The following is a 22,285-nucleotide window of genomic DNA, read 5'->3' on the forward strand; positions in this document are numbered from 1 at the left end:
TCTTTCGTTTGGCGCCCGTTCGTTTCGCGCCCGGCGTCTCCGCCGTCAGCCGTTGAAGCGGCGCTGCCACCAGCCGCGGCGCGGCGGCTGCGGGGGCGTTTCCGGATCGGGCTGCTGGCCGGAAACGATGGTCTCGACCGGCTTGTTCACCGGAGCCGGGGGCTCGGCCGTGCCGACGGACTGGGCTTCCGCCGAAACTTCGACCTCGGTGCCTTCCGGCTCGGGGCTATGCGCCGCCGGGAACACTTCCGCCACCGTTTCGGGCGCCACCGTTTCGGGCGCCACCGTTTCGGGCAGCGGCGCGGACTCGGGGGCCGGAGCCGCCGTTTCGGCCGTTTCCACGGCCGGAGCAGGCGCTTCCTGGATTTCGATCTCGATGCGGGTCACCTCGGCGGGAGCCGCTTCGGCGATCGCTTCGGGGGCCGACTCGGGAGCCGGCTCCGGGGCCACAGCGGCATCGTCCGCCACGGCTTCCGCCGGTTCCGCGCTCTCGCCCTCGGCGCTTTCGCTCTCGCCTTCGGCGGCGTCGCTGCGCCGGCGGCGGCCGCCACGGCGGCCACGACGGCGGCGACGGCGCGAACCATCCCCGTCACCCTCGGCGTCGGTTTCGCCCTCGGCGCCCTCGCTCGCGTCATCGCCCTCGGCGGCTTCGGCTTCCGGGGCATCGGCGGCCGGCGCGGCTTCACCCTCGGCGCCGACTTCAGACGCGGCCTCGGCGTCGTCGGCCGAATCCTCGGCGTCGTCACCCTCGCGCGCGCCCTCGGAGGTCTCGCGCTCCTTGCCGTCCTTGCCACGACGGCGACGACGACGGCGACGCGGCTTCTTGCCATCGCCTTCGGCGCTTTCGGCCGGGGTTTCGGCTTCGCTCTCGGGGTTTTCGGCCTCGGCCTCGACCTCGGTCTCTTCCTCGACTTCGGCGCTGTCCTCTTCCTCGAGGTCAGGCATCGGGAAGGTGCCGGAGCGGATCGCCAGCACGGCCTCGGGCACCGGGGTGCTGCGGTTGGCCAGGCGCTCGATCCGGTAGTCGGGGGCGATCAACTCGGGGTCGATCTCGACATAGATCTTGAAGTCGTAACGCTCTTCGAGCGAGCGCAGGGCGTCACGCTTGTGATTGAAGATATAGAGGGCGATGGCCTCGGGGATCTTCACGGCGATCTTCGAGGCGCGCTCGCGCATCCCTTCGTCCTCGATCCCGCGCAGAACGTGCAGCGCGGTCGATTCGGTCGAGCGCATCAGGCCGACGCCGCGGCAATGCGGGCAAACGACGGTGGAGGCTTCGAGCAGCGAGGGGCGCAGGCGCTGGCGCGACATCTCGAGAAGGCCGAAGGGCGAGATGCGGCCGATCTGGATACGGGCGCGGTCGGTCTTCAGGCAATCCTTCATCTTGCGTTCGACCGCGCGGGCATTGCGCTGGTCTTCCATGTCGATGAAGTCGATGACGATCAGGCCGGCGAGATCGCGCAGGCGCAGCTGGCGGGCGATTTCCTCGGCCGCCTCGAGATTGGTCTTGGTCGCCGTTTCCTCGATATTGTGCTCGCGCGTGGCGCGGCCCGAGTTCACGTCGATCGAGACCAGGGCTTCCGTCGGGTTGATGACGATATAGCCGCCCGAGCGCAGATGAACCGTCGGGTTGAACATCTGGTCGAGCTGATTCTCGATCTGGGCGCGGTGGAACAGCGGCACCCGGTCGCGGTAGAGCTGGACATTCTTCGCGTGGCTGGGGATCAGCATCCGCATGAAGTCCTTGGCCTGGCGATAGCCTTCCTCGCCGTCGACCTGGATTTCCTCGATGTCCTTGGAATAGAGATCGCGGATCGCGCGCTTGATCAGATTGCCTTCCTCGTAGACGAGGGCAGGGGCCGAGGACTTCAGTGTGAGTTCACGCACCGAATCCCACATGCGCATCAGATATTCGTAGTCGCGCTTGATCTCGGGCTTGGTCCGGTTGAGGCCGGCCGTGCGCACGATGACGCTCATGCCCTTGGGCAGCTCGAGTTCCGAGGTGATCGACTTCAGGCGCTTGCGGTCGGCCGGGTTCTGGATCTTGCGCGAAATGCCGCCGCCGCGCGGGGAATTCGGCATCAGCACGCAGTAGCGGCCGGCGAGCGACAGATAGGTGGTGAGGGCGGCGCCCTTGTTGCCGCGCTCTTCCTTGACGACCTGCACCAGCATGATCTGCCGGCGCTTGATCACTTCCTGAATCTTGTAGGAGCGGCGGGGCCGGAAGCGCGGCCGCTGCTGGTATTCGCTCTCGGCCGCCGGGGCGGCGTCGGACACGGGGGCCGGCGCCACGAAGGCGGGGATCTCGACAGCGGGGATTTCGGCGACGGTCTCGGCGGTCTCCTCCGGTGCGGCCGGTACGTCGGCCGGCGCCTCGGCGACCACCTCGGTCTCCGCGACCAGGGTGCCCGGCGCTTCCTCGGCGATCACGGCGGCTTCGGCCGGCTCGGGGGATTCCTCGACGATGGCCGTGGCGGCTGCAACGACCGGGGCGGTTTCCTCGGCCGGCGCCGCTTCGGCGACGACGGGGGCCGGCTCCTCGGTGAGAGAAGGCTCCTCGATGGGGGCGGGGGCCTCGATGGGGGCCGGGACTTCTTCAGGGGCGGCAACGGCTTCGGGCGCGGGCGCGTCCTCGGCCGGGGCCTCGGGTTCGACCACCTTCAGCGTCTCGGGATCGCCTTCGAGCACCGGGTCTTCGAATTCGGAGTCGGCGCCGAGGGACGAACCGTCGCCGTCCTCGTCGTCGCCACTGCCGGCGCCGACGACCTCGGTCGCGGTATCGACTTCGACGACCTCGATCAGGCCGCCGTCGTCGTCCGCGTCGGCCGAGGCTTCCTCGCCGTTCTCGTCGACGTCGCCGATATCGTCATCGTCGTCGTCATCATCGGCGTGGGCCGCCGCCTCCTCGTCGAGCAGGGCCTGACGGTCCGCGACGGGGATCTGGTAATAGTCCGGGTGGATTTCACTGAAGGCGAGGAAGCCGTGGCGATTGCCGCCATATTCCACGAAGGCCGCCTGGAGCGAGGGCTCCACGCGGGTGACCTTGGCGAGATAGATATTGCCCTTGAGCTGCTTCTTGTTCGCGGATTCGAAATCGAATTCTTCAAGACGATTGCCGCGCACCACGACAACCCGGGTTTCCTCCGGGTGCGTGGCGTCGATGAGCATACGGGTTGCCATTAGGAAGCTCTCCTCGATCCCGGGCGAGGGGCCGCGAACGGGCCGCCGGATGCCTGGGGATCGGCTGGTTGGCACAGGTCAAGGCGCCCGGAATGCCTCCGGACCGCGGGCCGCGAGGCGCAGGGTCGAGACTTGGGCGCAAGAGACGGCCGTCGCCCGGAACCGGGCGGTGGCCATGCGCGATGCGCCGAGCGCAGGGGCCGCCGACAGCGCGCCGGCCGGCGTAAACGCCGGGGCGATGTGCTTCGGAGGGGGCCAGTTTGCGCTCTGACGACACGGGCGGAACTTGTCTCTGTGCAGGGTGAATGATTGGGTTTGAATGAGCATTGCCGGAAAGGCGCCGCGTTGCTGACGTCGCATGTCCGTCCGTCGGCTGATGAGCCCCACGGCCGACTCGACAGGTCGGAGAGCAACTGGCCCGAACTCGCACACCGATCGCGGTTGTCGTCCCGGAAGTCGGGGCAATCCTGACCGAAAGGTGGCGCTGGACCGGCACCTTTTTTCGCGTGACTAACATATGACCCCCCGACTGTCGCGGCAATGCCTATCTGCCGAGAAAAATGGCACTGTCGCCTTCGGCTTACCGTTTCCCGAGGATGACCGTGCCGACCATCGCGCTGCTGATTGCTTCCAACGTCTTCATGACCTTCGCCTGGTATGGCCACCTGAAGTTCACGAGCCAGCCGCTGTGGAAGGTGGTGCTGATCAGCTGGGGCATTGCCTTCTTCGAATATTGCCTGATGGTGCCGGCCAACCGGATGGGCTTCGGCGAGTTCACGGCGGGTCAGTTGAAGACCATTCAGGAGGTCGTCACCCTGCTCGTCTTCGCCGCCTTCTCGGTGCTGTATCTGGGCGAGGCGCTGCGCTGGAACCATCTTGGCGCCTTCTGCTGCCTCGTCGGCGCGGTGTGGTTCATGTTCCGGGGGTGATGCAGTGATGCCACAGCCGTGCCATATTCACGGAACAAGGTCCCCGCCAGCTCTCGATCGGATATAAGGACGGCGCTGGCGGACCCATGCAACGGCGGTACATGCGCTTCCTCGGATTCATCTTCGGTGCCTTCGCGATCCTCGCCGTGGTCGGCTTGCTGGCCGGGCTGTGGGTCGTGCACCACTATTCGCAGGACCTGCCGGACTACCGGCAGCTGGCGGTCTATGAGCCGCCGGTGACGACGCGCCTTCATGCCGGCGACGGCTCGCTGCTGGCGGAATATGCCCGCGAGCGCCGGCTGTTCGTGCCGATCACGCAGATCCCGCCCCGGGTCATCGGCGCCTTCCTCTCGGCCGAGGACAAGAATTTCTACGAACACGGCGGCATCGACTTCTCGGGCGTGATGCGCGCGGTCTTCACCAACCTGCGCCACATGGGCAGCGACCGCCGGCCGGTCGGCGCCTCGACCATCACCCAGCAGGTGGCGAAGAACTTCCTGCTCGGCAACGAGGTTTCCTACGGCCGCAAGATCAGGGAGGCGATCCTCACCTTCAGGATCGAGCGGACCTTCTCCAAGGACCGCATCCTCGAGCTTTATCTGAACGAGATCTATCTCGGCATGGGCTCCTACGGCGTCGCCGCCGCCGCGCTCAACTATTTCGACAAGCCGCTCGACCAGCTGAGCGTCGCCGAGATGGCCTATCTCGCCGCCCTGCCCAAGGCGCCGTCCAACTACCATCCGGTACGCCAGCACGATGCGGCGGTGAAGCGCCGCAACTGGGTGCTCGACCGCATGTATGAGGACGGCCGCATCACCCGCGAGCAATGGGACGAGGCCAAGGCGAGCCCGCTCGCCGTGCGCGACCCCGGCCAGTCCTCGACCACCTCCGCCGATTATTTCGCCGAGGAAGTCCGGCGCGAAATCGCCTCGCTCTATGGCGAGCAGTCGCTCTACGAGGGCGGGCTCAGCGTCCGCACCTCGATCGACCCCACCATGCAGGCCATCGCCGACAAGGTGCTGCGCCGGGGCATGATCGACTACGACCGCCGCCACGGCTGGCGCGGCCCGATCACCCGCGTCAATATCGCCGCCGGCGACTGGCTCGACGTGCTGCGGGCGACGCCGGTGCCGCCCGGTCTCTCCGTGCCCGGGATCGAGGGCTGGCGTCTCGCCGTCGTCACCGCCATCAATGCCAAGGCGGCCGAGATCGGCCTTGCCGACGGCAGCCGCGGCGTCATTGCCATGAGCGAGCTGACCTGGGCCCGGCCGACCACGGCGGGGCAGGGCGCTGGCGCCGCGCCGCGCAATCCCGGCGACGTTCTGTCGGTCGGCGATATCGTCGCGGTCGAGGCGCTGCAGGCGCAAGGCAGCTTCGCCCTGCGCCAGATTCCCAATGTCGGCGCGGCCTTTGTCGCCCTTGACCCGCACACGGGCCGCGTGCTCGCCATGGTCGGCGGCTGGTCCTATAACGAAAGCCAGTTCAACCGCGCGACCCAGGCCCTGCGCCAGCCCGGTTCGACCTTCAAGCCCTTCGTTTATGCGACCGCGCTGGAATCGGGCCTCACGCCCTCGACCCTGGTCGAGGACGGTCCCTTCACCGCCGATCAGGGGCCGGGCCTGCCGCCCTGGCGGCCGGCGAACTACGGTCACGATTTCCTGGGGCCGATCACGCTCCGCGTCGCGCTCGAGAAATCGCGTAACCTCGTCACCGCGCGTCTTGCCTATTACATCGGCATGGACAAGGTGAAGGCCCTGGCCGAGCGGTTCGGCGTCGTCACCGACCTGCCGCCCTATCTCGCCATGTCGCTCGGCGCGGGCGAGACCACGCTGCTGCGCATGACCGCGGCCTATGGCCAGTTCGTCAATGGCGGCAAGAAGATCACGCCCAGCCTGATCGACCGCATCCAGGACCGGCGCGGCCGCACCGTGTTCAAGCACGACATGCGGACCTGCGAAGGCTGCGGCCCGACCAGCTACAACGGCCAGCCGCCGCCCGTGGTGCCGGACAACCGGCCCGAGGTGATCGACGCCGGCACCGCCTATCAGATGGTCTCGCTGCTGCAGGGCGTCGTCGAGCGCGGCACGGGCGGCAAGGTCCGCGCCGTCGGCAAGCCGCTGGCCGGCAAGACCGGCACGTCGAACGATTCCAAGGACGTCTGGTTCATCGGCTTCTCGCCCGATCTCGTCGCCGGTGTCTTCTTCGGTTTCGACCAGCCGCGCACCCTCGGCGGCAAGGAAACCGGCGGCTCGGTCGCGGCGCCAGTGTTCCGCGATTTCATGGCCGCCGCCCTGCGCGACAAGCCGGGCATTCCGTTCCGCATTCCGCCGGGCCTGCGCCTCGTCCGCGTGAACCCGTCGACCGGCGCGCCAGCCGCCCCGGGCGAGCGGGCGATCTTCGAGGCGTTCAAGCCGGGGACCGAACCTTTCGGCCCGCGTCCCGTGCTCGACGGCTCGACCGACGCCGCCTTCACGGGCGGCGATGGCAGCTTCGGCAGCGATCCGGATTTCCTCGGCGCCATCGGGGCGCCGGTGCCGGCCGCCCCGGGTGCGCCGGCGGCACCGCCCGCGGCGGGGGATTCCGCGACCGGCGGCCTCTACTGAGCTTTCGCGCGGCCTCGCGGTTGTCGGCGGGGCCAATCCCCGCTATACCGTGCCCCTTCCTGAACGAAGGGCCGGAGACATGCGCGCCGACGTCGAATCCCTCAACGCCGAAATCAAGCAGTCGCTCGAACTGCTGAGGAGGCATCTTTGACTGGGACGTTGCCAACGTCCGACTCGAAGAACTGAACGCGCGGGTCGAAGACCCGTCCCTGTGGAACGATCCCGCCGAAGCGCAGAAGATCATGCGCGAGCGCACCCGCCTCGACGATGCGATCGGCGCCTACAAGCGGCTGGAAGCTGAACTCCGCGACATGCTCGAACTCGCCGAAATGGCCGAGGTCGAGGGTGACGAGAGCATGATCGACGATGCCGTCGCCAACCTGCGGCGCGTGCGCGACGAGGCAGGCGAGGCCGAAGTGAAGGCGCTGCTGTCGGGTGAAGCCGACGGCAATGACACTTATCTGGAAGTCAATGCCGGCGCCGGCGGCACCGAGGCCCAGGACTGGGCCGAGATGATGCTGCGCATGTATACCCGCTGGGCCGAGCGCAAGGGCTACAAGGTCGAGCTGATCGAAGACAGCCCGGGCGAACAGGCCGGCCTCAAGTCCGCGACCATCCTGGTCAAGGGCCTGAACGCCTATGGCTGGATGAAGACGGAATCGGGCGTGCACCGGCTCGTCCGCATCTCGCCCTTCGATTCCAACGCCAGGCGCCAGACCAGCTTCGCCTCGGTCTGGGTCTATCCGGTGGTCGACGATGCGATCGAGATCGAAATCCTCGACAAGGACCTGCGGGTCGATACCTACCGGGCCTCGGGCGCGGGCGGCCAGCACGTCAACAAGACGGACTCGGCGATCCGCATCACCCATATCCCGACCGGCATCGTCGTTGCCTGCCAGGCCGACCGCTCGCAGCACAAGAACCGCTCGCAGGCCATGTCCATGCTGAAAGCCCGGCTCTACGAGCGCGAGCTGCAGATCCGCGAGGAAGCGGCCAAGGCGACGGAAGAGACCAAGACGGCGATCGGCTGGGGCCACCAGATCCGGTCCTACGTCCTGCAGCCCTATCAGATGGTGAAAGACCTGCGCACCGGGGCCGAGACCTCGGATACCCAGGGCGTGCTGAACGGCGACATCGACCGCTTCATGGCGGCGGCGCTGGCCGCCCGCGTGGAAGGCGGCGGGGCCGAGGTCAGCGACCTCGACTGATCGCGGCTTCAGGAATTGGTGACGACGAGGGCGGGTTTGCCGCCCTCGGCCGGCTTTTCCTCCGCCGCGGGCTTCGCCTTGTGGCGACGCTTCAGGTGGCCTTCGATGCTGGCGCCGGCTTCGACACCGACACTGTCGTGCAGGATGTCGCCGACAACGATGGCGCTGGCCGCCAGTTCGACCACCGCGGCGTCGATCCGGCCTTCGATCCGGCCGCGCACGTGAATGGTCTCGGCGGCGATGGCGCCCTTGACCAGCCCGTCCTCGCCGAGGGTGAGGGTGCGGCAGGCGATATCGCCGACCACCGTGCCGTCGATCTGAAGATCGCCCGCGGTTTCGATATTGCCGGTGACGCTGAGCCCTTCGGCCAGGATCGAGGGGCGGGAGATGGCCTCGCCCCGGCGACCGCTAGTCTTCGGCTTCGTCTCGCGCGCGTTCTGTCTGTTGTTGAACATTGCGGCCTGCCTCGATGAAGCGCATGGGATCGCCCGGGATATCCTGCAGGCGCACTTCATAATGAAGATGCGGCCCGGTGGAACGCCCCGAAGATCCGAGTTTGCCGATCACGTCGCCGACGTCAACCTTGTCGCCCACCTTCACCGACAGGGCGCTGAGGTGGGCGTATTGGGTCTCGAGGCCGAAGGCATGGCGAACGCGAACGGCGCGGCCATAGGCACCGGCCCAGCCGGCGAGCACGACTTCGCCCGGGGCGGTCGCGAAGACCGGCGTGCCGATGGTGCCGCCGAAGTCGATACCGGCATGGAAGGCGGCGCGGCGGTTGATCGGGTCGCGGCGGTTGCCGAAATTGCTGCGCACCTCGATCCCGTCGAGGCGCACGGGCAGGGCGATGGGCATGGAGGAAACGGCGCTGCGCAGCGCGTCGAGCCGGGCGGTCGAAGCGGTCAGATCGCTGAGGCGGGCGTTTTCGACGGTCGGGGCCAGATCGTCCATCACCGGCAGCAGGGGGCCGCCGCTGCCTCCATCGGCCACCTCGGACACCACCTTGTCGAGATCGAGGCGGGTGGGGGCCAGTCCTGTTTCGAGCAAGGCGATCTCGACATCGGTCGCCGGCTTCAGCCGCTCGACGAGATGGCCCTGCATGAGTTCGAGGGTCGACACCTTGTCCTTGAGCTGCGTCGCCTGACGGCCGGTGACCGCGACCATGTCGCGCAGGCCCATGGCCTTGTCCTCGAGGGCGGCGATGCGGTCGTCGGCGACGGCGAGGCTTTCGGCCATGCCCTGCTGCTTCAGATAGGCTTCGGCCAGCTCGCTTTCGAGGGCGGTGACGCGGGCGTCCTCGGGGCTCTGTCCGGGGGCGGGCAAGGCCGCCGCCAGTTGGCTTTCGGCCACGGCCCGCGCCGCATCGGCCACGGCCTTTTCCTCGCGCAGACGCGCGATGTCGAGCCGGAGAGCATCGGCGTCGCGCGCCCTGCCGGCGATTTCGGTCTGCAGCCGGGCGATGGTCTCGGCCTGCCGCAAGGGATCGTCGGCCGGGACCAGCGTGGCCACGGTCGCATGGGCGACCCAGGCAAGGGCGGCAACGCCGAGCGCGAGCGCCGAGACCTGTGTCCGCCGTGACAGCCGCAGCCAGCGCACGCCCCAGGGATCGCGAATGGCGATCTCGCGGGGGGCGAGCCACTGCCGGCGTGAAGCGAGCGGGCGAAGTCGGGCGTCGTGGGTCATGCGACGGTGTTTACCTGTCAGTCTCAAGTCGGCCGCTATTGCCGCCAGAGTGGCGGCACCATGTCAACCCAAGCTGTTCCCATCGTGACGAATCGCCGCCGATATGGGGGGCGATCAGAGCGCCTGTACCGCCGCCAGCACCTCGTCGGCGTGGCCCTTCACCTTGACCTTGCGCCAGATGCGGGCGATGCGGCCATCGGCCCCGATCAGGAAGGTGGCGCGTTCGATGCCGAAATATTTCCGGCCATAGTTCATTTTCTCGACCCAGACGCCATAGGCTTCGGTCACAGCGCCGTCCGTATCGGCGCCCAGGACGATGCCGAGGTTATGCTTGGTGGCGAACCTGTCATGGGCGGCGAGGCTGTCGCGCGAGACGCCGACGATGCTGGCCCCGGCAGCTTCGAAGTCCGCGAGGCGGGCGGTGAAGTCGATGGCCTCGGTGGTGCAGCCCGGCGTGTCGTCCTTGGGATAGAAATAGAGCACGACCTTGCGCCCCTTCAGCGCGGCGAGGGAGACGGTATCGCCGCCCTTGACCGGAAGGGTGAAGTCGGGGGCCGGGCTGCCGGCTTCGAGCGTATCGGTCATGATGTCAATTCTCCTCGATGGGCAGACCCGCGGCAGCGGGGGCGTTGTCGTCGGGGGCCGCGGCGGGATCGCCGATCCGTGCCGTGAAGATGGCGCGAACTTTCGGCCGCGCTTCGTCCAGCAAGGCTTCGACAGCGGCGAAATCGGCAACACCGGTCTGTCGCGCCAACAGGATTTTCAGGCTCTCGGGCGCGATCGCCGGCTCGAAATCGTCCCCGGCGGTCAGCCGGATCGAGGCCGACAGGCCGGCTTCGAGGTCGAGGGCGGAGCACAGTAAATCGGCCTCGCCAGCCTCCAGGGCGCCAAGATCGCGCAGCAATCCGATCATGCTGGCGGTATCCGTCGGCCAGGGCCTCTGACCGCCCGTGGCCAGCAGCAGGCCCTGAGCGATGAATTCGATATCGACGAGGCCGCCCGCGCTCAGCTTCAGATCCCAGCTGCCGCGGGGTGGACGGTCCCGGTCCATCCGTCCGCGCATGGCGGCGGCATCGGCCAGCACCCGGGCGGGCGGGCGCTTCAGCCGCTTCATCTCGTCGAGCAGCTGGCCGGCCCGTTCGGCGAAGGCATCGTCGCTGGCGGCGACCACGCGGGCCCGGGTCAGCGCCATATGTTCCCAGGTCCAGGCATCGCCCCGGTAGTAGGTCGCGAAGGCGCCAAGCCCGGTCGCCAGCGCGCCGGCACCGCCCCCGGGGCGCAGCGCCATGTCGACCTCGTAAAGGCTGCCCTCGGCGGTGAGGGCGGAAAGGGCGGCGATCAGGCGCTGGCCGAGGCGGGTGTAATAGACCCCGGGCGACAGCGGTTTCGCGCCGTCGGAGCCCACCGTCCCCTCGGGAACATGGCACAGGAAGACAAGGTCGAGGTCGGAGGTGACGGTCAACTCCCGCCCGCCCAGCTTGCCAAAGCCGAGCACGGCGAAACCGCCGCCCGGAATGATGCCGTGGTTGAGGGCGAAATTGGCCATCACGGCATCGACCAGCCGGCCGATCACCGCGTCGGCGACAAGGGTCAGCGCCCGGCCCGCCGCCCGCTGGTCGGTCAGCCCGCGCAGAAGCTGGACCCCGACGGCGAAGCGCCGGTCGGCGGTCCAGCGCCGCACCGCGTCCAGGAGGTCCTGGTAATCGGTGACATCGCACAGCGCCTGGGCCATGTCGGCGCGCAGCGCCTCGGCGTCGGTGATGGGGCGCAGCGCCTCGCCGCCAACGACGGTATCGAGCAGCAGGGGCCGGCGCGCCAGCATTTCCGCCAGCATGGGGGCTGCCCCCATGATTTCCGCGAGGAGGTCGAGCAGGTTGCGATTGGCGTCGAGCAGGGCGAACAGCTGCACACCCGCCGGCAGCCGGGTCAGGAACTGGTCGAACAGGAGGAGGGCGCTGTCCGGCGCGGCGGTCTTCGCCATGGCCTTGATCAGGATGGGCGTCAGCCCCTCGACGAGGGCACGGGCGCGCTCGTGGCGGAAGCAGCGATAGCGACCGACCCGCCAACCCGCGATGATGCCGGCGCCCCGGGCGCCGTCCTTGAAGCCGGCCTGTTCGAGATAGTCGGCGATGGCGTCCTCGCCCACCGGCAGGGCACTGCGCGACGGCGCCTCGTCGCCTTCCTCGGCCGCGAACAGGCTGGCGAAGCGATGTTCGATGGCCGAGAGATGACCGAGCAGCGCGAGGCGGAATTCATCCGTGTCGCCATAGCCCATGAAACCGGCGAGGCCGGGGACCAGCGCCGGATCATTGGGGATTTCGTGGGTCTGGGCATCCTCGATCATCTGCAGCCGGTGTTCGAGGTGGCGCAGGAAGCAGTACCCCTCGGTCAGCACACGGCGCTCGTCGTCGGGAATGCGGCCCAGGGCGGTGAGGCGGTCGAGCATGGCGAGGGTGCCGGGCTCGCGCAGCTGCGGCTCACGCCCGCCGGAAATCAACTGCTGGATCTGGACGAAGAACTCGACCTCGCGGATGCCGCCCGGGCCCAGCTTCACATCCTGCCCCTCGACCCTGATGGCGCCATGGCCATGGTGATCGCGGATGCGCTCCTTCATGCGCTGGAGATCGCGCATGGCGACGAAGTCGAGATGGCGGCGCCAGACGAAGGGGCGGATGCGCTGCAGGAATTCGCGCCCGGCGGCAAGATCGCCCGCCACCGGCCGCGCCTTGATCATGGCCGCCCGCTCCCAGTTCTGGCCAAGGCTCTGGTAATAGATTTCGGCGGCGTCGGTCGACAGGGCGACCGGCATGGCCCCGGGATCGGGGCGCAGTTGCAGGTCGACCCTGAAGACGTAGCCATCCGCCGTCCGCTCCTGCAGCAGCTTGACGAGGCCCTTGGTCAGACGGACATAGGTTTCGGTCGGGCTGCGCTTGCCCGTGGGTTTCGCCACTTCGCTGTCGAAGAAGACGATCAGGTCGATGTCGCTGGAATAATTCAGCTCGCCCGCGCCGAGCTTGCCCATGCCGAGGATGATGAGGCCGGACTGGCGCTCCGGGTCGGCGTCGTCGGCGAGGGTGATTTCGCCCATCCTCGCCCCGGCGCGCAGCATGTGGGCGGCGGCGGCGGACAAGGCGACCCCGGCGAGACGCGAAAGCGCGCCCGTCGTCCGCATCACAGGCCAGCCAAGCGCAAGATCGCCCACCGCGGCAGCGAGGGCGACCCGCGCCTTGGCCTTGCGCAGAACCCGCATCAGGGCATCGGTGGCGAGGCCCGCCGTCGCCTCGGGTGTCAGGGTCGGCCACAGATCGTCGAGAACGGCTTCGGGACCGCGTTCGACGATGTCGGCGAAGCCGGCCGGATCGCGACGCACCAGCGACGAGAGATAGGGGCTATAGGCGCCGAAAATCCGCAGGATCGAGACGAGACGGTCGGCATCACCCGCGGCGGCACCGACAATCGAGGCACGGAAGTCCTCGACGAGGTGAAGCGCGCCGGCATTGTCGTCGGCGGGGGGGACGGGAGGTCGAGCAGGCAGGCCGTAATTCACGCGCATCACGCAGTCTTCGTGTTAGGGTGCACACGCTGCGATTTGCAGTCGCCGCCGTCAAGGATTCCGGGACGGCGCCGTCTCCACCAACCGGTTTTCGGCGATGGTCCGTGCGAGGGCGATCGCCAGCAGGGCGTTCAGATTTGGTCAGGCGCGCATCCCGTTTCGCAGCCCATGTTTTCGGCGGCCTTCTGACCGCGCTGATGATTGCCGCCGTCGCCCTCGGCCTGCGCCTGTCGGTCGGGCCGATCTCCCTCGGCTTTCTGTCGCCCTTCATCGAATCGGCGCTGGACGGCAGCAGCCTCGGTCTCAAGGTCAGCGTCTCCGACACGATCCTGACCTGGAGCGGGGTGGACAACGATATCGCCCTGCAGGTTGTCGGTATCGAATTGCAGGGGGCGGACGGCAATCGACTGGCTCGTTTGCCCAGCGCCGGCATCGACCTGTCGCTGCGTGCGCTTCTCATTGGCGAACTGGCGCCGACGGGTATCACACTTGCCGGTGCCGAGGTGACCATCCGCCGCAACCCCGGCGGTCTCGTCGAATTGGGCCTCGGCGGCACCCTGTCGAGCAGCGAGACTCCGCCGGTTTCGGGCGCGGAATCGCCCATTGCCGATGTGCTGGCGCTGTTGCGGCGTGGCCCTGGCAATGCGCCATCGCTGCGGCGGCTGGAGCGGCTGTCGCTGGTCCGCTCGCGCCTGATCGTCGACGACGAAATGACGTTGCGCCGTTGGTCCGGCAATAATGTGAGCGGTGAATTGCTGCGCCGCCCGACCGGCGAGGTCAGGCTGGATTTCAATCTGGGTGTCGCCAGTGACGGGGAGCAGATCGCTCTGCGGTTGAGCGGTGTGATTCCACCCGGCGACACGGGCGATGCTCGACTTGCGCTCGATTTCGACAATCTTGTGCCGGCGTTGTTCGATTCTGGCCAGCGCGTCCTCGGTCCGGTGGCGGGCGTCGTCATGCCGCTGTCGGGGACGATGGCGGTCACGGTCGCCGCCGATGGCGCGCTGCGCGATGTCGCCTTCGACGTGACGGGCGCGAGGGGCGGTCTGGACTTGCCGACGTTCTTTCCGGAAGGGCTGACCCTTGACCGGATTCACGCCGCGGGCCGCTACGACATGGCAACCGCGACCCTGAGCCTGAAGACTGTCGAGCTGCGGCGGGGCGACCTCGGTATCGTCGCCGATGGCACGGTGGTCATGTCCGACGGCGGCGCCGCCATCGACCTGACCGCGCGGCTCGATGGCCTGCCGGTCGATGACATCGGATCGCTCTGGCCGGTCAAGCTTTCCGCGCCGGGCCGGCGCTGGGTCATGCAGAATATACGGGGCGGCCGGGTGTCCGATGGCGTCTTCCGCCTGAAGGTCCCGGCGGGTGGGCTCGCCGCCAGTCCGTCGCCCCCGGACATGTTCACGGCCGAATTCGCCGTCGACGGGGCCGCAACGACCTTCATGGCCGGACTGCCGCCGGTGTCCGGCATGAAGGCCATGGCCCATATGACGGCGGATGGAATCGAGGTCGCGATCGCGTCCGGCCGCGTCGATCTGGGCGAGGCCGGGATCATCGCCCTGAACGACGGCGTGGCGAAGATCACCGATTTCACCAAGACGGATCAGACCGGTGACATTTCCTTCACCGCATCCGGTCCGGTACGGGCGGCATTGACCATGCTCGACATGGCACCGCTCGGCTATGCGCGCAAGATCGGGGTCGATCCCGCGAAGACTGACGGCACGCAGCAGACCAAGGCGCGCTTCGTGTTGCCGCTGGTTGCGGAACTCGATCTCGACAACCTGAATTTCCAGACCAGCAGTACGATTGGCGGGCTGCTTCTGCCGGGTATCGTCGGCCCGCTCGACCTGACGGACGGAGCGATCACGGTCGAGGTCAATCAGAACCGGGCCTCGGCCAAAGGCACGGCGAAATTGGCCGGGGCCCCGCTCAATCTCGAGTGGACAGAGGAATTCAAGGCCCCCTTGGGCAAGCCGACGACGAGGCTGACCGCTCAGGGCACTTTCGACGATGCCTTGCGCGATAATCTGGGTGTTGGCCTCGGCGGGCGTCTGGCCGGCCCCGTCGATGCGAAGGTGACCCTGGTCGGCCGGGGGCAGAGTATCGGCGCCATCGACGCCGAGCTGACGCTCGACGCGGCGACGATGAATATTCCCGAAGCCGGTTTCGCCAAAAAGGCGGGGGAGCCGGCAAGCGTCGCCTTCCGGGTGACGACCGGCAATCAGCGTCTGAAATTCGATGGGCTGACGGCGAAAGCCCGCGGCCTGACGGCGACGGGCAGCGCGGAAATCACCACGGACGGAGATCTGATCGGTGTGACGCTCTCCAGCGCCAAGCTGGGCAAGAGCGATGTCTCGCTCGATTTTCGGCGGGCGGCGCCCGGGCAACGCTATGCCCTGCGTCTGCGTGGGCCGATGCTCGATCTGGCGCCCTATATGGACCAGGACGCCCCGGCGCGTCGGCCAGAAACCGAGCGGCCGGACCCGTCGTCGCCCGACGGTCTGCCCGATTTCGATTTCGATATCGTGCTCGACCGCATACAGCTCGATGACAAGACCGCATTGGCCGGCCTCAAGGCCGTGGGCAGTCACGAGCGAGGGCGCTGGCAGGCGATCGACGGCAAGGGGACGCTGGGGCCGACGCGGGCGCCGCTCTCGCTGAAGCTGACGCCGGTGGCCGGCGGGCGCCGTCTCGATGTCGCGGCGGGCGATGCCGGCGCCGTGGTGCGGGTGGCGCGGCTGTATTCCGATGTCGAGGGCGGCAGCCTGACCTTCCATGGCACCATCGACGATACCAAGCCGAACCGGCCCATGACCGGCGCCCTCGACATGCGGGACTTCAAGCTGGTGAAGGCGCCGGTGCTGGCGCGCATCCTGACCCTCGGCTCGCTCACCGGCATCGCCGAGGCGATCGGCGGTCAGGGCATTTCGCTTGAAGCCCTGAAGGCCGACGTGGTGCAGGAAAGCGCGGTCATCCGTATCGTCAAGGCAAGGGCCTATGGCGATTCCATTGGCCTTACCCTGGCCGGGACTTACGATACCTGGGGCCGCTCGGTCAGCGTCGGTGGCACCATCGTGCCGTCCTATGGCCTCAACCGCATTCTCAACTCGATCCCGCTGGTCGGCGATATTCTGACCGGCGGCGAGGGCGGCGGACTCTTCGCCTTCAATTACAGTGTGGTCGGCCCGACCGAGAATCCGGATGTGACCGTCAACGCCCTCTCGGCCCTGGCGCCGGGCATCCTGCGCGACATCGTCTCGGCGGTCGACGGCACCAATTCCGCCGCCGACGCCGTGGCCCCGCCGGTGATCGAAGTGCCGCCGAAATAGGGTTCAGCGGAAGCTGAAGTCGAGGCCAAGATCGAGGGACGGCGCCGAATGGGTCAGCCAGCCTAAGGACAGCATGTCGATGCCGCTGGCGGCATAGGACGCGACCATCTCGGGCCGGATGCCGCCCGAGGCTTCGGTGACCATGCGCCCGGCGACCATGGCGACGGCCTGACGCAGCATGTCCGGCCCCATGTTGTCGAGCAGGACGGCATCGACCGGCCGCTTCAGCAGAACCTCGAGCTGGTCGAGGGAATCCACCTCGACCTGGACCTTCACCATATGGCCGACCCGGCCCCGGATCCGGTCGAGCACGGCGTCGAGCCCACCGGCTGCGGCGATGTGGTTGTCCTTGACCAGAATGCCATCGTCGAGGCCGAAGCGGTGATTGACGCCGCCGCCGACCCGGACGGCATATTTCTCGAGCGCGCGCAGACCCGGCGTGGTCTTCCGCGTGCAGGCGACACGGGCGCCGTGTTTCGCCGCGTCGCGGGCGGCGCCCCGCGTCACCGTGGCGATGCCCGACAGGCGCTGCAGGATGTTGAGGGCGACGCGCTCGCCGGTCAGCACGGCGCGCGCCGGGCCTTCGACGACGGCGATGACATCGCCGGGCTTAACGTCCGAGCCATCGGGCCGCAGCACCTCGACCGTGATCTCGGGCGAGACCAGACGGAAAGTGTCGAGGGCCATGGGCAGGCCGGCGATGCGGCCGTCGTGCCGCGTGTTGATCTCGGTCCGCGCCCGCGCCGTCGCCGGCACGGCGACTTCCGAGGTCAGATCCCCGGCGAGGCCGAGGTCTTCCATCAATGCCGTCTTCAGCAGGTTTTCGTAAACGAGATAGGGCGGCGGCGTCAGATCGGACATGGTGTCGGCAAACTCATTCGGCGGCGAGACGGCCCTTGGCGAGGGCGATGGTGTCGAGATGGGCGCCCGCGGCGTCAAGGCACACGGTCTGCCGGTGCAGCCAGCGGGCATCGGCCGCCGGATGGTCGGTGCGGGCATGGGCGCCCCGGCTTTCCGTCCGCGACAGGGCGAGCAGCGCGACGAGGCGCCCGACGGTGATCAGGTTGCGCAGCTCGCTCGCGGCGCGGATCGCGGCATGGCCATCGCGCGCCGGGGCCGAGGCCAGCGCCCCGGCGAGACCGTCGATGGTCTCGAGCGCGCGGCGCAGGCCCGCGTCGGTCCGCAACATGCCGACATCGCGCATCATGGTTTCGCGCAGGGCTTTCCGCACCGGCGCGACGGCGGCGGGGTCGACCCCGACGAAGGGTGCGACCTCGGCGGGCAGCGCGGGCAGGGCCGCATGGTCGCGCGCCATGACGAGGGCCGTACGGCGCCCGGCGACACAGGCTTCGAGCAGCGAGTTGGAGGCGAGGCGGTTGGCGCCGTGAACCCCGGTGCCCGAAACTTCGCCGCAGGCATAGAGGCCGGGCAGGGTGCTGCGCCCGTCGGTATCGACCAGAATGCCGCCCATGTGGTAGTGGGCGGCCGGGGTGACCGGCACCGGCTCCAGCTCGGCGTCGAAGCCCGCCTCGCGGCAGCTTTCGATCGCCTGGGGAAAGGCGGCGGCGCCCTTGGCGGCGAAGGCCGGCCGCAGGTCGAGCCAGACCCGGCCGTTCGCCGCGATCTCGCGCTGGATGGCGCGGGCGACGACGTCGCGGGGCGCGAGGTCGCCCTGCGGATGCTTGCCATGGAGCAGCGGCGTCGCCTTGTCGGCGCACAGCAGCCGGGCTCCGGCGCCGCGCAGCGCCTCGGTCAGCAGGGGCAGCGGCTCCCGCCCCTCGACCAGAAGGGCGGTCGGGTGGAACTGCATGAATTCGAGATCGACCAGTGTCGCCCCGGCGCGGGCGGCGAGGGCGAGACCATCGCCCGTCGCTTCGGCCGGGTTGGTGGTGTGGGTCCACAGCCCGCCGAGGCCGCCGGTCGCCAGCAGCAGCTTGCCGGTCTGGATCACGGCGGGGCCAGCTTCGCCCGAATGGACGGCGAGACCGGCGAGGCGGCCCTCGGTGACGATCAACTCGGTGACCACGGTATCGGCCATCACGGTGATCGACGGCGTCGCCCGCACCCGGGCGGCGAGGGCGAGGACAACGGCACGGCCGGTGCGGTCGCCATCGGCATGGGCGACGCGGGCACAGGAATGCGCGCCCTCGCGGCCGAGCAACAGGCGACCTTCAGCATCGGTGTCGAAGACGACGCCCAGCTCGCGCAGGGTCGCGATGGCCTGGGGGCCAGCATCGGTCAGCCGGGCGACGGCGACGGGATCGCACAGTCCGTCACCCGCCGCCAGCGTATCGGCGGCATGGGCGGCGGTGCGGTCACCGGCGCCGATGGCGGCGGCGATGCCGCCCTGGGCGTGCAGGCTGGAGCCGCCTTCGAGGGCTTCCGTCTTGGTGATCAGCACCACCTTGCGCGGGGCAAGGGCGAGGGCGGCCGAGAGGCCCGCAAGGCCCGAGCCGACGATGACGATTTCCGCTTCCAACCGGCGCATGACAGGCACTCCCGGACGTAACGACAGACTATTTACGGCGACCGACCGCGATCATCCGCTCGACCGCGCGGCGGGCCTTCACGGCCACGGCGGGGTCGACCTCGACGCGCGGCTCGAGGGTTTCGAGCGCGTGCAGGATTTTCGGCAGGCTGATCCGCTTCATGTGCGGGCACATGATGCAGGGGCGGACGAAATCGGTCGTCGGCGAGGCGGCGGCGATATTGTCCGACATCGAGCATTCGGTGATCATCAGCACCCGCGCCGGCTTCTCGTCGCGGACATAGTCGATCATCTTGGCGGTCGAGCCGGCGAAATCGGCGGCGGCGATCACCTCCGGCGGGCATTCCGGATGGGCGATGACGACGAGATCGTCATAGGCCCGGCGAAAGCGGCGGATTTCGTCGGGCGTGAAGCGCTCGTGCACCTCGCAGTGGCCCTTCCAGGTGAGGATCTTCACCTTGGTCTGGGTCGCCACCCAATTGGCCAGATATTCGTCGGGCAGGCACAGCACGCGCTCCGCCCCCAGGCTCTCGACCACTTCGACGGCATTGCCCGAGGTGCAGCAGATATCGCTTTCCGCCTTCACCGCGGCCGAAGTGTTCACATAGGTGACCACCGGCGCGTCGGGATAGGCTTCGCGCAGCAGGCGGATATCCTCGGGACGGATCGACTCCGCCAGCGAGCAGCCGGCCTCCATGTCGGGCATCAGGACGATCTTGTCCGGGTTCAGCAGCTTGGCGGTTTCCGCCATGAAGTGCACGCCGGCCATCACGATCACGTCGGCGTCGGTTTCTTCCGCCCGTTTGGCGAGGGCGAGGCTGTCGCCGACGATATCGGCGACGCCGTGGAAGATTTCCGGCGACATGTAGTTATGGGCGAGGATGACCGCGTTGCGCTGCTTCTTCAGGCGGTTGATCCGCTCGATGAAGGGCGCGTGGAGGCGCCATTCGTCTTCCGGCAGCACGCGCTCGACCTTGGCCCAGGTCGCGGCCGTCGCGGCCGCCACTTCGGGCGTGTAGGGCAGGATTGCGGCCGGGGGGGCCTGCAGGATAACGGTCATGGGGCGATCCTCGACGGAGGGGTGCGCGTTTCCGAATTATAATGCTCAACTTGAGCATATCTTACATATGCTCATATCGAGCATAATCAAGCCTGTCAAGAAAATGTCGCGCATGGCCGCCCGCGTTTTCGCGAGGCGGGGCCTGCGTCGCGCGGGCTGGCGGCCGTATCGTCCCGGGGCAATTTCCGGCAGAGTGATGGCCATGATCCGCCTGTTTCTCGCCCTTCTCCTGTTCGCGCTCGCGCCCGTCACCGTCCGGGCCGGCACCATCGAAGCCTATCAGGTGGTGCAGCACGAAACCGGGCTGCCGCTGGTCGCCTCAGTGTACCGGCCGTCGGGGCCGCCGCCGGCCGGGGGCTGGCCGGTGCTCTACCTGCTGCATGGCTATAATGGCGACGAGCGGAGCTGGCCCGACCTCGGCGGCATCGGCCCGACCCTCGACCGGCTGATCGGCACCGGCGCGATCCCGCCGCTGCTCGTCGTCATGCCGCGGGCGGGCAATTCCTGGTATGTGAATTCCCGGGACGTCGGCGGGCCTGGCGATATCGAGACGGCGATCGTCGACGACCTGCGCCAGGGGATCGAGGCCGCCTATCCGGTGCGCCACGACCGGGGCGGGCGCGCCATCGCCGGCCTGTCCATGGGCGGCTTCGGCGCGCTTCACCTCGCCTTCGCTCATCCCGACCTGTTCGCCGCGGTCGCCAGCCTGTCGGGCGCGATCTGGCACAATGTCCCGCCCGAGGACATGGACAAATCGCCGGACGCGCTGGCGCTTATTCAGGACAGCGCCTATTTCCACCGGCTCGACGCGACCACGGTGACTTCGGGCATCGTCCTCCTCAACGACGGGCCGCATTTCAACGGCGCTTTCGGCACGCCCTTCGATCCAAGGCGGTTCAACCGGCTGAACGTCTTCACCCTGCTGGAGGAGCAGCGGGCGAGGGGCCGGACCCTGCCGGCGATCTATCTCGCATCGGGCGACGACGACGGGCTGCAACTCTGGCGCGGCACGCTCGCGCTGTTCGAGACCCTACGGGCCGACGGCATCCCGTCGCAACTGCGCATCACCGACGGCGCCCATGACTGGTCCTTGTGGCGCCAGTCGATCGAAGGCGCGCTGATCTTCATCGCCGGTAATCTGACGTCGCCGCCCTGAGACGTGCGGAAAAACATGGATGGCGGGAGTTAAGCCGCTTCCTGATCTTCGGCCGTGTCGGACCTGCCTTGAACTGCGTTTGTGGCCGGGCAACAAATTTGACGAGGCCCGTTGAGGATCGACATGGCCTGCAGAGCCTTGGTCGTCTTGGATGGTGCCAGGCTTGGGTCGAAGGATTTGTTGGGCGGAGATATCTGGGGGGCAGCCGCCGTCCGGCGGCAGCGCCGGTGCGCCGTTGGCGCTGCATGTCGAAATCGAGCCGGATCTTCCCGGGGCGACGAGATGCAGCAGGCGGTGGGGCTTCGACAATGATCTGCGTCGGCGCTTCCGGTTTGCGATGGCGCAACCATGTGCCGAGAATGACGGGCCAGCCGCTGTAGGTGAAGTTCCAGTATATGCGGCGACCGTCGGCACTTTCGAAGAAATAGTCGCTTCCCCGCGTCCGGCCGAAGCGCGCAATTTCTGGCCAGAGAAGCCGCCGCCTTGGGACCCGTGATCGCAGGCTAAAGGCCCGGGCCGGACCTTCGATACCCCATTCGTTCCAGTGGATAGCATAATGGGCGGTCAGGAGAGGCGCTATGGCCGCAACAATTGATCCGAAAAACAAAGCTACGCCGGCGGCGGCCCAATTCTGACGGTGCGCCGTCAACAGTCCCCAAGACGCCGTGCCAAAGAGCAGTAATCCAAGCACGAGCACAAAGGCGATCAATCCGCGATGCGGGCGGACTGTGCCAAAATGTGCGCTGTCGATCGCCGGCCTGGCACGGAACAGGAGCCAACCCATGTCAGTCATCAGGGCGATCACCAGGAAAATGACGATCAACTGCTGCAGGCCAGGAAGCACGGTTGAATCCATTTTGAAGTTGTCCCCTAGGATAGCGCCATGCGTTGTCGGGGACAGCCTCCGATCTTGGGCGGCACCAGGTAAGTAGTGGCGCGCCAGCGCCGCCCGATCGCGAATTACGCGTCAGGTGGTGAGGGCACGCTGATCCAAGGTGACTGTAGGACCGCCGCCGCCCTGAATTGCGCCGCAAGGCATCGCAAGACTGAAGGCGCCCGCGCCCGCCATGGTTCCGGGATCGGGACT

At 68.0% G+C, this 22,285-nt stretch carries 14 protein-coding genes; 5 read left to right on the forward strand and 9 right to left on the reverse strand.

The window, feature by feature from the left end; genetic code table 11:
* Positions 1 to 45 precede the first annotated feature (45 nt).
* Positions 46 to 3,180, reverse strand: a complete 3,135-nt coding sequence (locus DKG74_RS02085; RefSeq protein WP_109902086.1) for an Rne/Rng family ribonuclease — start codon at positions 3,178 to 3,180, stop codon at positions 46 to 48.
* A gap of 596 nt (positions 3,181 to 3,776) precedes the next feature.
* On the opposite strand from DKG74_RS02085, the gene DKG74_RS02090 reads away from it, so the two are divergent.
* From DKG74_RS02090 to prfB, 3 genes are all read left to right on the forward strand, one after another.
* Positions 3,777 to 4,109 carry a DMT family protein gene (locus DKG74_RS02090; protein ID WP_207779220.1) on the forward strand — a complete coding sequence of 111 codons (333 nt, stop codon included), beginning with the start codon at positions 3,777 to 3,779 and terminating at the stop codon, positions 4,107 to 4,109.
* A 101-nt stretch (positions 4,110 to 4,210) separates the two neighbouring features.
* The gene (locus DKG74_RS02095) at positions 4,211 to 6,712 is read left to right on the forward strand and encodes a penicillin-binding protein 1A (RefSeq protein ID WP_109902088.1); all 2,502 of its coding nucleotides are present in this window, start codon (positions 4,211 to 4,213) and stop codon (positions 6,710 to 6,712) included.
* Positions 6,713 to 6,791: 79 nt separating this feature from the next.
* Positions 6,792 to 7,920 (forward strand): peptide chain release factor 2 gene (gene prfB / locus DKG74_RS02100; RefSeq protein WP_109902090.1). Its coding sequence is split into 2 segments (ribosomal slippage): positions 6,792 to 6,860 and positions 6,862 to 7,920, totalling 1,128 coding nucleotides; the frame shifts between segments, so codons are not numbered across the junction.
* Positions 7,921 to 7,928: 8 nt separating this feature from the next.
* On the opposite strand, the gene DKG74_RS02105 is transcribed toward prfB, so the two are convergent.
* From DKG74_RS02105 to DKG74_RS02120, 4 genes are all read right to left on the reverse strand, one after another.
* Entirely contained in the window at positions 7,929 to 8,375 is a 447-nt protein-coding gene (locus DKG74_RS02105; RefSeq protein WP_165837487.1) for a bactofilin family protein, read from the reverse strand.
* The gene (locus DKG74_RS02110; protein ID WP_109902094.1) at positions 8,329 to 9,603 is read right to left on the reverse strand and encodes a M23 family metallopeptidase; all 1,275 of its coding nucleotides are present in this window, start codon (positions 9,601 to 9,603) and stop codon (positions 8,329 to 8,331) included. Before DKG74_RS02110 ends, DKG74_RS02105 begins: the two co-directional genes overlap by 47 nt.
* Positions 9,604 to 9,717: 114 nt before the next feature.
* Entirely contained in the window at positions 9,718 to 10,188 is a 471-nt protein-coding gene (locus tag DKG74_RS02115; RefSeq protein ID WP_109902096.1) for a peroxiredoxin, read from the reverse strand.
* 4 nt (positions 10,189 to 10,192) lie between these two features.
* A complete protein-coding gene (locus tag DKG74_RS02120; RefSeq protein ID WP_109902098.1) occupies positions 10,193 to 13,156 on the reverse strand; it encodes a bifunctional [glutamine synthetase] adenylyltransferase/[glutamine synthetase]-adenylyl-L-tyrosine phosphorylase in 2,964 nt (987 codons plus the stop codon).
* Between the two features lie 197 nt (positions 13,157 to 13,353).
* Here DKG74_RS02120 and DKG74_RS02125 point away from each other — a divergent pair, with 197 nt between their 5' ends.
* Positions 13,354 to 16,494: a YhdP family protein gene (locus tag DKG74_RS02125; RefSeq protein WP_133251470.1), complete on the forward strand. Its 3,141-nt coding sequence runs from the start codon at positions 13,354 to 13,356 to the stop codon at positions 16,492 to 16,494.
* Between the two features lie 3 nt (positions 16,495 to 16,497).
* Here the strand turns inward: DKG74_RS02125 and nadC are convergent, their stop codons facing one another.
* From nadC to nadA, 3 genes are read right to left on the reverse strand one after another with little or no spacing between them, the layout of a single operon-like run.
* Positions 16,498 to 17,355 (reverse strand): carboxylating nicotinate-nucleotide diphosphorylase, encoded by an 858-nt coding sequence (gene nadC, locus DKG74_RS02130; RefSeq protein WP_109902102.1) that lies wholly within the window; start codon positions 17,353 to 17,355, stop codon positions 16,498 to 16,500.
* Positions 17,356 to 17,368: 13 nt separating this feature from the next.
* Positions 17,369 to 18,982, reverse strand: coding sequence for an L-aspartate oxidase (locus DKG74_RS02135; RefSeq protein ID WP_109902104.1), 1,614 nt, complete (start codon positions 18,980 to 18,982; stop codon positions 17,369 to 17,371).
* A gap of 28 nt (positions 18,983 to 19,010) precedes the next feature.
* Complete coding sequence (gene nadA, locus DKG74_RS02140) at positions 19,011 to 20,042, reverse strand: quinolinate synthase NadA (RefSeq protein WP_109902106.1); 1,032 nt, start codon at positions 20,040 to 20,042, stop codon at positions 19,011 to 19,013.
* Between the two features lie 202 nt (positions 20,043 to 20,244).
* On the opposite strand from nadA, the gene DKG74_RS02145 reads away from it, so the two are divergent.
* A complete protein-coding gene (locus DKG74_RS02145) occupies positions 20,245 to 21,198 on the forward strand; it encodes an alpha/beta hydrolase (protein ID WP_109902637.1) in 954 nt (317 codons plus the stop codon).
* On the opposite strand, the gene DKG74_RS21410 is transcribed toward DKG74_RS02145, so the two are convergent.
* A complete protein-coding gene (locus DKG74_RS21410; RefSeq protein ID WP_133251471.1) occupies positions 21,167 to 22,054 on the reverse strand; it encodes a hypothetical protein in 888 nt (295 codons plus the stop codon). The two genes, DKG74_RS02145 and DKG74_RS21410, sit on opposite strands and share 32 nt — an antisense overlap.
* Positions 22,055 to 22,285 lie beyond the last annotated feature (231 nt).

The sequence above is a fragment of the Zavarzinia aquatilis genome (assembly GCF_003173035.1).
Lineage (GTDB): Bacteria > Pseudomonadota > Alphaproteobacteria > Zavarziniales > Zavarziniaceae > Zavarzinia > Zavarzinia aquatilis.

Bases quoted from the DNA above. Each gene is read 5' to 3' on its own strand.
- DKG74_RS02085 (WP_109902086.1), bottom strand. From the start codon at position 3,180: ATGGCAACCCGTATGCTCATCGACGCCACGCACCCGGAGGAAACCCGG.
- DKG74_RS02090 (WP_207779220.1), top strand. From the start codon at position 3,777: ATGACCGTGCCGACCATCGCGCTGCTGATTGCTTCCAACGTCTTCATG.
- DKG74_RS02095 (WP_109902088.1), top strand. From the start codon at position 4,211: ATGCGCTTCCTCGGATTCATCTTCGGTGCCTTCGCGATCCTCGCCGTG.
- DKG74_RS02105 (WP_165837487.1), bottom strand. From the start codon at position 8,375: ATGTTCAACAACAGACAGAACGCGCGCGAGACGAAGCCGAAGACTAGC.
- DKG74_RS02110 (WP_109902094.1), bottom strand. From the start codon at position 9,603: ATGACCCACGACGCCCGACTTCGCCCGCTCGCTTCACGCCGGCAGTGG.
- DKG74_RS02115 (WP_109902096.1), bottom strand. From the start codon at position 10,188: ATGACCGATACGCTCGAAGCCGGCAGCCCGGCCCCCGACTTCACCCTT.
- DKG74_RS02120 (WP_109902098.1), bottom strand. From the start codon at position 13,156: ATGCGCGTGAATTACGGCCTGCCTGCTCGACCTCCCGTCCCCCCCGCC.
- DKG74_RS02125 (WP_133251470.1), top strand. From the start codon at position 13,354: ATGATTGCCGCCGTCGCCCTCGGCCTGCGCCTGTCGGTCGGGCCGATC.
- nadC (WP_109902102.1), bottom strand. From the start codon at position 17,355: ATGTCCGATCTGACGCCGCCGCCCTATCTCGTTTACGAAAACCTGCTG.
- DKG74_RS02135 (WP_109902104.1), bottom strand. From the start codon at position 18,982: ATGCGCCGGTTGGAAGCGGAAATCGTCATCGTCGGCTCGGGCCTTGCG.
- nadA (WP_109902106.1), bottom strand. From the start codon at position 20,042: ATGACCGTTATCCTGCAGGCCCCCCCGGCCGCAATCCTGCCCTACACG.
- DKG74_RS02145 (WP_109902637.1), top strand. From the start codon at position 20,245: ATGATCCGCCTGTTTCTCGCCCTTCTCCTGTTCGCGCTCGCGCCCGTC.
- DKG74_RS21410 (WP_133251471.1), bottom strand. From the start codon at position 22,054: ATGGATTCAACCGTGCTTCCTGGCCTGCAGCAGTTGATCGTCATTTTC.